The 11,070-nt window shown below is 74.9% G+C and carries 7 protein-coding genes; all 7 read left to right on the top strand.

Translation table 11 applies throughout. From position 1 onward, the window contains the following. Positions 1 to 634: 634 nt before the first annotated feature. The 7 genes from I6A81_RS13520 to ispH all read left to right on the top strand — a co-directional run bounded on the left by I6A81_RS13520 (position 635) and on the right by ispH (position 11,012). Entirely contained in the window at positions 635 to 1,465 is an 831-nt protein-coding gene (locus I6A81_RS13520; protein ID WP_203007000.1) for an SDR family NAD(P)-dependent oxidoreductase, read from the top strand. 401 nt (positions 1,466 to 1,866) lie between these two features. Beyond that, on the top strand, positions 1,867 to 3,117 hold the full coding sequence (gene hpnC, locus I6A81_RS13525) for a squalene synthase HpnC (protein ID WP_203007001.1): 1,251 nt from the start codon (positions 1,867 to 1,869) through the stop codon (positions 3,115 to 3,117). Then, positions 3,114 to 4,061 (top strand): presqualene diphosphate synthase HpnD, encoded by a 948-nt coding sequence (gene hpnD, locus I6A81_RS13530; RefSeq protein ID WP_203007002.1) that lies wholly within the window; start codon positions 3,114 to 3,116, stop codon positions 4,059 to 4,061. Before hpnC ends, hpnD begins: the two co-directional genes overlap by 4 nt. After that, on the top strand, positions 4,058 to 5,827 hold the full coding sequence (gene hpnE / locus I6A81_RS13535) for a hydroxysqualene dehydroxylase HpnE (protein ID WP_203007003.1): 1,770 nt from the start codon (positions 4,058 to 4,060) through the stop codon (positions 5,825 to 5,827). Before hpnD ends, hpnE begins: the two co-directional genes overlap by 4 nt. Further along, complete coding sequence (locus tag I6A81_RS13540) at positions 5,824 to 6,840, top strand: polyprenyl synthetase family protein (RefSeq protein ID WP_203007004.1); 1,017 nt, start codon at positions 5,824 to 5,826, stop codon at positions 6,838 to 6,840. The genes hpnE and I6A81_RS13540 overlap by 4 nt, the downstream gene beginning before the upstream one ends. 84 nt (positions 6,841 to 6,924) lie before the next feature. Continuing rightward, complete coding sequence (gene shc / locus I6A81_RS13545; RefSeq protein WP_203007005.1) at positions 6,925 to 9,261, top strand: squalene--hopene cyclase; 2,337 nt, start codon at positions 6,925 to 6,927, stop codon at positions 9,259 to 9,261. Further along, positions 9,258 to 11,012, top strand: a complete 1,755-nt coding sequence (gene ispH / locus I6A81_RS13550; protein WP_238430793.1) for a 4-hydroxy-3-methylbut-2-enyl diphosphate reductase — start codon at positions 9,258 to 9,260, stop codon at positions 11,010 to 11,012. The genes shc and ispH overlap by 4 nt, the downstream gene beginning before the upstream one ends. The last annotated feature ends 58 nt before the right edge of the window (positions 11,013 to 11,070 follow it).

Genomic DNA, 11,070 nt, shown 5'->3' on the forward strand with positions numbered 1-11,070 from the left:
TTCCGTGTGCGGGCCGTGACCCCGCGCCTCGCCTGCGTCGCGGCGCTAGCGATCAATACGCGCGGGTGGGGAGGCCCTGGCGGGCGTTCTCGGCTGTGAGCGCCGGTCGGGCGTGACAGTCCGGTCTGCGGGGATGTACCCGCCGCGAGTTGTGGGCAATACGTGTCGCGGCGGAGTTACCTATGGGTCCCGCAAGATGTCTAGGCCATGTCCGCATCATGTCGCCGCTATGTCATTCCAGCGTGATCCGCAGACGTAAATCGAATGAATAGTGGGCCGGGCGCCGGCAAGATGCGCTCTGGGTAATCGTTCCGTACCCTTCGGTGGACGAGCATTGGCTGCGCCCCACCAGCGTGGGAGCGTGATGTCATCCATCCGACCATGGACGGGATCGCTGGGGGGCGGTGAAATGATGGAGCTGCCCTTGGCGGGCATGGGGTCAGTGATGACGTCATGCCTGGGTGTTGCTGGGCGGTTGGGTTCTGCGGGGCATGACCATGCCTCCGTATGCCCGTCAGTCCCGCCACCCGATCCGGGTGGCCCGCGATGCCCGTCCGGGACCACCCCGGACCCCTGGGCGCCGGCCGGTCCCGTGGGGGTCATGGCAGCTGACGCGACCGGAGGTGTGTGAGGCGTGAGCACCCGCTCTCGTCCCGCTGTCCACGACCGGGGTTCCCGGCCGGTGGTCAGCAGGGCCCGGGCCGCCACGTCCGCTCCCTGGCCGCCGCGCACCGCCCTGGTCACCGGCGCGTCCAGTGGGATCGGCCGGGCCGCCGCGCTGCGGCTCGCCGACCAGGACACCCAGGTGCTGCTGGTCGGGCGGGACGGCGCCGCGCTCGACGAGGTGGCCGCGGTGGCCGGCGGGCATCGGTTCGCCACCGACCTCGCCGCCGTCGGCTCGGAGAACGCCGTCGCGTCCAGGGCCGCCGAGCTGCTCGGCGACGTCGACCTGCTGGTCTGCTGCGCCGGCGTCGGCGCCGCCGGCCCGTTCGATGTGATGAACCCGACGCGGCTGCGCAACCTCGTCGCCGTCAACGTGCTGTCGCCGATGATGCTGGTCCGCGCGGTCCTGCCCGCGATGCTCGACCGCGGCCGGGGCCGGATCCTGCTGGTCGGCAGCGTCGCCGGCGCGGTCGGCGTGCGCGGCGAGGTCGCGTACTCCGCGAGCAAGGCGGCGCTGGTCGGTTTCGCCGACGCGCTGCGTTACGAGGTCGCCGGTCGCGGAGTTTCGGTGACTCTCTGCTTACCTGGCGCGGTGGACACACCCTTCTTCCGTCGACGAGGCGCCCCCTACGTCCGCCGCTGGCCCAAGCCACTGCCCCCCGGCCTGGTCGCTGACCGGATGCTCGCGGCCTGCGCGCGCGGTGACGCCGAGGTGTGGGTGCCAGGGTGGATGTCCCTGGCCGCGCGCGTGCACGGGCTCTCACCCCCCATCTACCGCCGGCTAGCGGGCGTGTTCGGATAGCGAACCGAGACCTACGACGAGGAGACCATCTGAATCGTCCCTGCCGACCTGCCCCGAGCCGGTAGCACCGAGAGCCGGTAGCACCGCGCCCGCCAGCGATACCGCCGTTCACGACCCGGCGCGACACGACCCGCCAGATCGACCCAGTCCGTCAGACCGACCGAGACCAGCGCGCAGCCACGCCGAACCATCGGCGCCCACCGTGCCAGATCGCCGACCCGCCGGTTCGGCGGAGCCGGCCGGCGGGCACCCGGCCGCGGTCGCGAGCCCAACGACACCAGGAGAACGCCGCCGGAGATGCGACCACACAGCTTGATCGCGTCCCCCACGGCCGGCCCGGCGCCCCGCCCGGCCAGCCTGGCCCGCGCCGCGCGTGCAGACCGCCCCCGAAGGAGAGGCGCATGACCACCATCGACGCCCGGACCTCCGGCTCTCGGCCGCGCGATGACGGCGAGCCCGCCGGGGCCAGCGGCGAAACCGCCGTGGCCGTCGCGCGGCCGCGTCCCGGAGGAGGGCGGGCCGAGCCAGCCGGTGTCACCGACATCGCGACGTCCACCGACGAGGTGCTGCGCGCGGCGCACGGCGAGAACTTTCCGGTGTCACCCGCCGTGCTGCCAGCCGCGATACGGGAGGACTTCCAGGCCATCTACGGTTTCGCCCGGCTGGTCGACGACATCGGCGACGAGGCACCCGGCGATCGGCTGGCCCTCCTCGACCAACTGGCCGCCGACCTGGAGCGAATCTGGCTCGATGAGCCCCAGCTGCCCGTGTTCCAGCGACTGGCGCGCACCGTTCGGGCCCGCGAACTGCCGATGGAGCCGTTCGCGCGGCTGATCGAGGCGAACCGGCTCGACCAGCGGGTGACCCGCTACGCCACGTTCGACGACCTGCTGCGCTACTGCACGCTGTCGGCCGACCCGATCGGGCGGATGGTGCTCGGCGTGCTGGGCAAGGCGACCCCCGACCGGGTCATCCTGTCCGACCGCGTGTGCACCGCGCTGCAGCTCGCCGAGCACCTGCAGGACGTGGCCGAGGACTACGCCAACGGGCGGATCTACCTGCCCCTGGAGGACATGGACACGTTCGGGGTCACCGAGGCGGACCTCGCCGCGCCGACCGCGTCGCCGGCGCTGCGCAACCTGATGGCCTTCCAGGTCGCGCGCGCCACGACGATCCTCGACCAGGGCGCGCCGCTGGCCAGCCTGCTCGAGGGCCGGATGCGCCTCGCGATCGCCGGCTTCGTCGGCGGTGGCCGGGCGGCGCTGCACGCGGTCCGACAGGCCGGCTACGACGTGCTGGGTGGCGCGCCGAAGGCGAGCAAGCAGCGGGTGGCGGCCGCCTCGCTGTGGGTGGCGGCCCGGTCCCACGCCCCGTCGGCGCGAGCCGCCGCGGCGGCGGCCGGCGGGCTGTCGCCGCTGTGCGAGCAGCCACCGCCCACTCCGGACCCGACCCCGCCCTCATCCACGCCCCCATCCACGCCCCCGTCCGTGGACACCGGCACCGAGGTGCCAGCGCCGGACGTGGCGGTGGCCACTACCGCGGCGGCGACCGCGGTGGCCACTGGGGCGGCCACCGCGCCGCCCGCCGGTGCCCGCGACGCGGGCGACGACGTGGCCCGTGCCGGCCAGACCGCCGAGGGGGAGGCCCGATGACCGCCCCGACCCACCGGCCGACCGTCGCGGAGGCCTATGCCGCCTGCGAGGAGATCACCAAGCAGGCCGCCAGGAACTTCGCCTGGGGCATCCGGCTGCTGCCAGCCGACCGGCGGGCCGCGCTGTCCGCCGTCTACGCCTTCTCCCGCCGGCTCGACGACATCGGCGACGGGAACCTGCCCGACGAGCAGAAGATCGAAGGGCTGGCCCAGGCACGCGCGGACATCCGCGGCCTGGACCCGAACAGCTCCGATCCGGTGATCGTCGCGCTCGCCGACGCCGCGAAGCGGTTCCCGATCCCGCTGGAGGCGTTCATCGAGCTCGCCGACGGCGTCGAGAGCGACATCGTGCCGAGCACCTACGACACGTTCGACGACATGGTCGGCTACTGCCGGCTGGTCGCCGGCACGATCGGCCGGCTGTCGCTGGGCATCTTCGGGACCACCGAGGCCGCCGGCCGGAGCGACGCGCCCGCGATCGCCGACGCGCTCGGCGTCGCCCTGCAACAGACCAACATCCTGCGCGACGTGCGCGAGGACCTGCTGAACGGGCGGGTCTACCTGCCGCAGGCGGAGCTGGCCGCCGCCGGCGTGAAGCTCGCCGTGGACGCGACCGGCCGGCTCGGCGGGCCCGAGGACGCCCTCCTCGACTACCTGCGCGCCGGCGCGGCCCGGGCCGACGAGTGGTACGAGCGCGGCCTCGTGCTGCTGGACCTGCTCGACCGGCGCAGCGCCGCCTGCTGCGGCGCGATGGCCGGCATCTACCTGCGGCTCAACCGGCGCATCCGGACGGACCCGACGCCCGTGCTGACCAGGCGGCTGTCGCTGCCGGGCCGGGAGAAGGCGGTCGTCGCGGCGCGTAACCTCGCGGGCCGCCCGGAGGGCGTCCGGGGCGGTGGCTCGGCCGGTGGCCGGGCTGGTGGTTCCAAGGGCGTGGCGCGATGACGGGCGAGGCTCGCGAGGCCCGGCCGCGGGTGGCGATCGTCGGGGGCGGGCTGGCCGGGCTGTCGGCCGCGCTGCTGGCCGCCGACAGCGGCGCCGACGTGGTGCTGCTGGAGGCCCGGCCGCGCCTGGGCGGCGCGACCGCGTCGTTCGACCGCAAGGGCCTGTGGGTGGACACCGGCCAGCACGTCTTCATGCGCTGCTGCACCGCCTACCGCGGGTTCCTCCAGCGGCTCGGCGTGGAGCACCTGACGACGCTGCAGCCCCGGCTCGACGTGGAGGTGCTGCTCGGCGACCGCCCGGGCCAGCGCGCGCGGCTGCGGCGGACGAAGACCCGGCTGCCCGCCCCGCTGCACCTGGCACCCGCGCTGCTCGGCTACAAGGCGCTGCCGGTGGGCCAGCGGGCCGCGGCCGCCCTGGCCGCCTTCCAGCTCGGCCGGCTCGACCAGCGCTCGCCGGCGGTGGACGGCGCCTCGTTCGGGAGCTGGCTCGGCGCGCACCGCCAGGGACCGGTCGCCACCGAGGCGCTGTGGGAACTGCTCACGATCGCCACGCTCAACGCCCCGGCGGCCGAGGCCTCGCTGGGGCTGGCGGCGAAGGTGGTGCGCACCGGCCTGCTGGAGCGCGCCGACGCGGCCGACCTCGGCTGGGCCGATGTGCCGCTGCAGGAACTGCACGGGGAGGCGGCGGCCAAGGCGCTCGCCGACGCTGGCGCCGACGTGCGGACGAGTGTGAAGGTCCGCGAGATCACCCGGACCGAGGACGGCTACCGGCTCGTGACCACGACCGGCGGCACCGGGCGCGGCGACGCTGAGGTGCTCACCGCGGACGCCGTCGTGCTCGCCGTGCCGCCGTCGGCCGCCGCCGCGCTGATGCCGGCGGGCGCGCACCCGGACCCGGCGAGCCTGGAGGGGCTTGGCGCGTCCCCGATCGTCAACATCCACATGATCTTCGATCGCAAGGTGATCGACGGCCCGTTCCTCGCGGTCACCAGCTCGCCGATTCAGTGGATCTTCGACCGGACCGACGCGTCGGGGCTCGCCGCCACCGGGAAGGCGCCGGCCGGGGCGCAGTACGTCGCGCTCTCGCAGTCGGCCGCCGAGCCGTGGGTCGACCGGCCCGCGGGCGAGCTCGGCGCCGAGTTCGTCGCCGAGATGCGCCGCATCCTGCCCGCGGCCCGTGACGCTGAGCTCATCGAGGTCTTCGTGACCCGGGAACGCACCGCGACCTTCCGGCAGGCGCCCGGATCGCTCGCGCTTCGCCCGGCGCCCGCGACCGGCCTGCCCGGGTTCGCCCTGGCCGGCGCGTGGACCGACACGGGCTGGCCGGCGACCATGGAGGGAGCTGTGCGTAGCGGCCTTGCTGCTGCCCGTGAGACGCTGGCCAGCGTGGGGGTGAACGCAGGGCAACCGGCGACGGCCTCGGGGGGCGCCTCGCGGCGGCTGACGGCCGTCAGCCCGGCGCGCTCCGGCGGGGCGCCGTCCGAGCACCCGGCACTCCCGGCGCAGGCCGCGCCGGCGCCGGTCACGGCAGCGCCGGTCACGTCAGCGCCGGTCGCATCGGCGTCGGCCACGTCGGCGGCCTCGAACACGTCAGCACCACTGGCCGACGCGGCGACCTCCCAGCAGACCTCCCAGATCGGCCTCGCCGATCCGGCAGGGACCCCGGGCCTCGCCGATCCGGCAGGCACCGCGGGCGCGCCAGCCGTGCCGCCCGTGCTACCCAGCCCGACCGCACCGACCACATCGACAGGGAGTAACCCGGCATGACCATGACGGTTCCGGAGGCCATCGAGCGTGGTCGGACGCTGACCGTTCCCGCCCTGCGCGCCACCGTCGCCCGGCTGCACCCCCGGCTGCGGCACGTCGTCGAGTACCACCGCGGCTGGGTGGACGCCGACGGCAACCCCCAGGCCGGCGGCGGCGGCAAGCTGGTCCGCCCGGCACTCGCCCTGCTGTCGGCCGAGGCGGCCGGCCAGCCCGCCGAGGTGGGCCTGCCGGCGGCGGTGGCCGTCGAACTCGTGCACGACTTCTCGCTGCTGCACGACGACCTGATGGACGGCGACACCGAGCGGCGGCACCGGCCGACCGCGTGGACGGTCTTCGGCGCCGACGGCGCGATCCTCGCCGGCGACGCGCTGCTGGGCCTCGCGACGCAGATCCTGCTCGAGGTCGAGGGGGAGCCGGGCCGGCGGGCCGCGGCCATCCTCGGCGCGGGCGTGCAGGACCTGGTCCGCGGCCAGGCGGAGGACCTGCTGTTCGAGTCCCGCTCGGACGTGACCGTCGCCGAGACCCTGCACATGGAGGACGGCAAGACCGGCGCGCTGCTCGCGTGCGCGGCGTCGCTGGGCGCCGTGCTGGCGGACGCTCCGAAGGAGGTCGTCGACGGGCTCGCCGAGTTCGGCTCCCGCCTTGGCACGGCCTTCCAGCTGATCGACGACCTGCTCGGCATCTGGGGCGACCCGGCGGTCACCGGCAAGCCGGTGCTCTCCGACCTGCAGTCGCGCAAGAAGTCGGTGCCGGTGGTCGTCGCCCTGGAGGCCGGCGGGCCCGACGCGGACGAGCTGCGGGAGTTCCTCGTCAGCGAGGGCGACCGTCCGGTCGAGGACCTGGAGCGCGTCGCCGCGCTGATCGAGCGCGCCGGCGGCCGCGACTGGACCACGGACGAGGCGGACCGGCAGCTCAAGACGGCCGGAGCCGTGCTGCGCTCGCTCTCCCTGCCCCCACTGGCCGAGGCGGAGCTGCTCGCCCTCGCGCGATTTGTGACCGAACGCGACTGCTGAGAAGGGTGAGGCGAGCGCGCCCAGGCTCCCGCCTGAGCGCCGAGCGATCGCGCATCCCCACCCGGACCCGGAGGAGATTCGGCTATGAGCCTGACCTCGGACCCGTCCCCGGCGACGCCGGCGGCGCAGCCGACGTCTGCCCGGTCGGGGTTCCTCTCGGATCGGCGAGGCCGATCCGAGAGGTCCGCCGTCGCCGGGCCACTGCTGGTGACCACCCGCCCAGGCGCGCGTCCCGGCAGGCCCGCGCTGCTGCCCGACCCGGCGGCGCAGACCTCCCAGATCGCGACCTCCCGGATCGCGACCTCCCGGATCGACTTCGTCGATCCGGCAGGGACCCCGGTCGTCGATCCGGCTGAGAGACCGAGCCTCGCCGGTCCGGCGGGGCTCGCGGGCCCGCTGGCCACCGCCTCCGGCCCCGCGGCGGCGAGACTCGCGATGCCCGGCCTGAGCCTGCCGGACCTGGGCCTGCCCGGGCGCGAGACGATCGGCGGCGTGGCGGCCCAGGCCGCCGCCGCGACGGCGAATGCCCGTGACTATCTCCTCTCCCTGCAGGCCGAGGACGGCTGGTGGAAGGGCGAGCTGGAGACGAACGTCACGATGGACGCCGAGGACCTCATGCTTCGCCAGTTCCTCGGCATCCTGACCCCCCAGGTGGCGGCCGAATCCGGCCGTTGGCTCCGGTCGCGCCAACTGCCCGACGGCAGCTGGCCGACCTTCTACGGCGGCCCCGGCGACCTGTCGACCACGCTGGAGGCGTACATCGGCCTGCGGCTGGCCGGCGACGAGCCGGACGCCCCGCACATGCTGGCCGCCGCGTCGTTCGTGCGCGCGGGCGGCGGGCTCGCCGCCACCCGGGTGTTCACCCGGATCTGGATGGCGTTGTTCGGCGAGTGGTCCTGGGACGAGGTCCCGGTCCTGCCGCCGGAGATCGTGCTGCTGCCGCCGTGGGTCCCGCTCAACGTCTACGACTTCGGCTGCTGGGCCCGCCAGACGGTGGTCGCCCTGACGATCGTCGGCCACTTCCGGCCGGTCCGGTCGCTCGGCTTCACCATCGACGAGCTCAAGGTGGACGCGCCGCGCCCGCCGCTGGCGCCCCTGGCCAGCTGGACCGGCGCCTTCCAGCGGCTGGACGCCGTGTTGCGCCGCTACCAGCGCCACCCGGTCCGCACACTGCGTTCCCTGGCGCTGCGCCGCGCGACCGAGTGGGTGGTCGCCCGGCAGGAGGCCGACGGCGGCTGGGGCGGCATCCAGCCACCGTGGGTCTACTCGATCATGGCCCTGCATCTGATGGGCTACCCGATGAACCACCCGGTCCTGGTCGCCGCGATGGAAGGCCTGGACGGCTTCGTCATCCGGGAACCGGCCGGGGACGACGGCGACGGCGACGGCGACGGCGACATGGTGCGCCGGCTGGAGGCGTGCCAGTCGCCGGTGTGGGACACCGCGCTGGCCGTCGTCGCGCTGGCCGACGCCGGCCTCGACGCGCACCACCCGGCGATGCGCAAGGCGGGCCAGTGGCTCCTGGACGAGGAGGTCACCATCCCGGGCGACTGGCGGGTCCGCCGGCCGAACCTGGAGCCGGGCGGCTGGGCGTTCGAGTTCGCCAACGACATCTACCCCGATGTCGACGACACCGCCGAGGTGGTGCTGGCGATCCAGCGGCTGCTGCACTCCGGGCTCGACGAGGTCGACCCGGCCGCGGCCAGACAGGCGCGCGGCGCGGTCGAGCGGGCGGTCAACTGGTCGGTCGGGATGCGCTCGTCGAGCGGTGCCTGGGGTGCCTTCGACGCGGACAACGTCCAGAAGCTGGCGACGAAGATCCCTTTTTGTGACTTCGGCGAGGTGATCGACCCGCCTAGCGCGGACGTCACCGCGCACATGGTCGAGATGCTCGCCGACCTGGGCCGCGCCGACCACCCGGTCACCCAGCGGGCGGTGCGCTGGCTGCTGGACAACCAGGAGCCGGGCGGCTCCTGGTTCGGCCGGTGGGGCGTCAACCATGTCTACGGCACCGGCGCGGTGGTCCCCGCGCTGATCGGCGCCGGCGTGGCCGCCGACCACCCGGCGATCCGGGCGGCGGTGCGCTGGCTGGTCGCCCACCAGCACCCCGACGGGGGCTGGGGCGAGGACCTGCGCTCCTACCGGGACGACGCGTGGGTGGGCCGCGGCGAGCCGACCCCCTCGCAGACCGCGTGGGCACTGCTCGCGCTGCTCGCCGCCGATCCGACCAACGAGGCGGTCGAGACCGGCGTGCGCTGGCTGTGCGCGACGCAGCGGCCGGACGGCGGCTGGGACGAGCCGTACTACACCGGAACCGGCTTCCCCTGGGACTTCTCCATCAACTATCACCTGTACCGGCTGGTCTTCCCGTTGACGGCACTGGGCCGGTACGTGACCCTCACCGGGCGGTCCGCGGCATGAGCAGCATCTCTGCATCCGAGAACACCGGCGATCGTCATCCTGGCGGCGCGCGGATGGCGGGGGAACCCGCCCCCGCGCACCCGCCAGCGCCCGAGGGCGCGGCGTCCGCGGACGCGCGGGCCTCGGCCGGCGCCCCCCGGGCGACGCGCCCGAGCCCCGGCGCCATTCCCCTGATCCCGACGCAGGCGGTCGGCACCGGGCCGAGCTGGAAGCCCGTCCGGCCGCCTCGGCGTGCCCGGCTCGTCGTCGCCGCGCCGATGCGGGTCGAGGCGATGGCGGCCAGCCGGTCCGGCCTGCCGCCGGACACGGTCGTGGTCCGCACCGGGATGGGCCCGGAGCGCGCCAGCCGGGCGAACCAGGCGGTGCGCGCGGCCAAGCCGGACGCGGTCGCGGTGGTCGGCGTCGCCGGCGGCCTCGGCCCTCAGGTCCGGCCGGGCGACGTCATCGTCGCGAGCGAGGTGCGCACCGGCGACGGCACGGTCACCGGCCGCTGCCCGTCGGCGCCGCTGCTCGCCGGTGAGCTGCGCCGCGCGGGGCTGACGGTGCACGTCGGGCCGGTGGTGTCGGTGCCCCGGCTCGCTGTCGGCACCGCCCGGGCCGAGCTCGCCGCGACCGGCGCGATCGCCGTCGACATGGAGTCGGCCTACCTGTCGCCGAGCGCCGTCGGCCGGCCGTTCGCCGTGGTGCGGGTGATCGTGGACACCGCCGCCGAGCCGCTCGGCCGGGTCGACCTGGCCCGCCGCGGCCTCGCCGGGCTGCGCATCCTGCGCCGGGTCGGCGAGCCGCTGGGTGCCTGGGCGGCGGCGGTCGGCCAGCGCCGGGTGCTGCTCGCGGAGCCGCGGGCCTTCTGCGCCGGCGTCGAGCGGGCCATCGAGGTCGTCGAGCGGGCTCTGGAGATCCATGGGGCGCCGGTCTACGTCCGCAAGCAGATCGTGCACAACACCCATGTCGTCAACGATCTCGCCGGTCGGGGGGCGGTCTTCGTCGACGAGCTCGACGAGGTGCCACCCGGCGCGACCGTGGTGTTCTCCGCGCACGGCGTCGCCCAGGCGGTGAGAGAGGACGCGGCTCACCGACACCTTTCAGTGATCGACGCGACCTGCCCGCTGGTGGAGAAGGTGCACGCCGAGGCCCGCCGGTTCACCGCCCGCGGCGACACGGTGCTGCTCATCGGCCACGCCGGCCACGAGGAGGTCGACGGCACCCTCGGCGAGGCGCCCGGGCGGATCACCCTGGTCGAGTCGGCGGACGAGGTCGCCTCGCTCGAGGTGGACGACCCGGAGCGGGTCACCTACCTGATGCAGACCACGCTGGCGGTGGACGAGGCGGAGGAGGTCGTCGACGCGCTGCGCGGCCGGTTCCCGACGATCGTCGGGCCCGGCTCGGCCGACATCTGCTACGCCACGTCGAACCGGCAGAACGCGGTGCGCCGGGTCGCCGCCGAAGCGGACCTCGTGCTCGTCCTCGGGTCGGAGAACAGCGCCAACTCCCGCCGGCTCGTCGAGGTCTCCAAGCGGGACGGCGCCGCGTCGCACCTGGTGGAGAGCGTCGACGAGGTCCGGCTGGAGTGGCTGGTGGGCGCCGACACCATCGGCGTCTCGGCCGGCGCGTCCGCGCCGCCGAACCTGGTCGAGGCGCTGACGGACGCCCTGGCCGGTCTCGGGGCGACGTCGATCTCGACCCGCTCGATCGGAACCGAGTCGATCGCGTTCACCCTGCCCAAGGAGGTCCGCCGCCCCACGGGCGGCTGACAGCTCTCGGACAGCACCCCTCGACCAGCGGCCACCGGGCGGCGTCACGATCCGCCGC

Origin of the sequence: Frankia nepalensis, from assembly GCF_016786325.1 — a bacterium.
GTDB lineage: Bacteria > Actinomycetota > Actinomycetes > Frankiales > Frankiaceae > Pseudofrankia > Pseudofrankia nepalensis.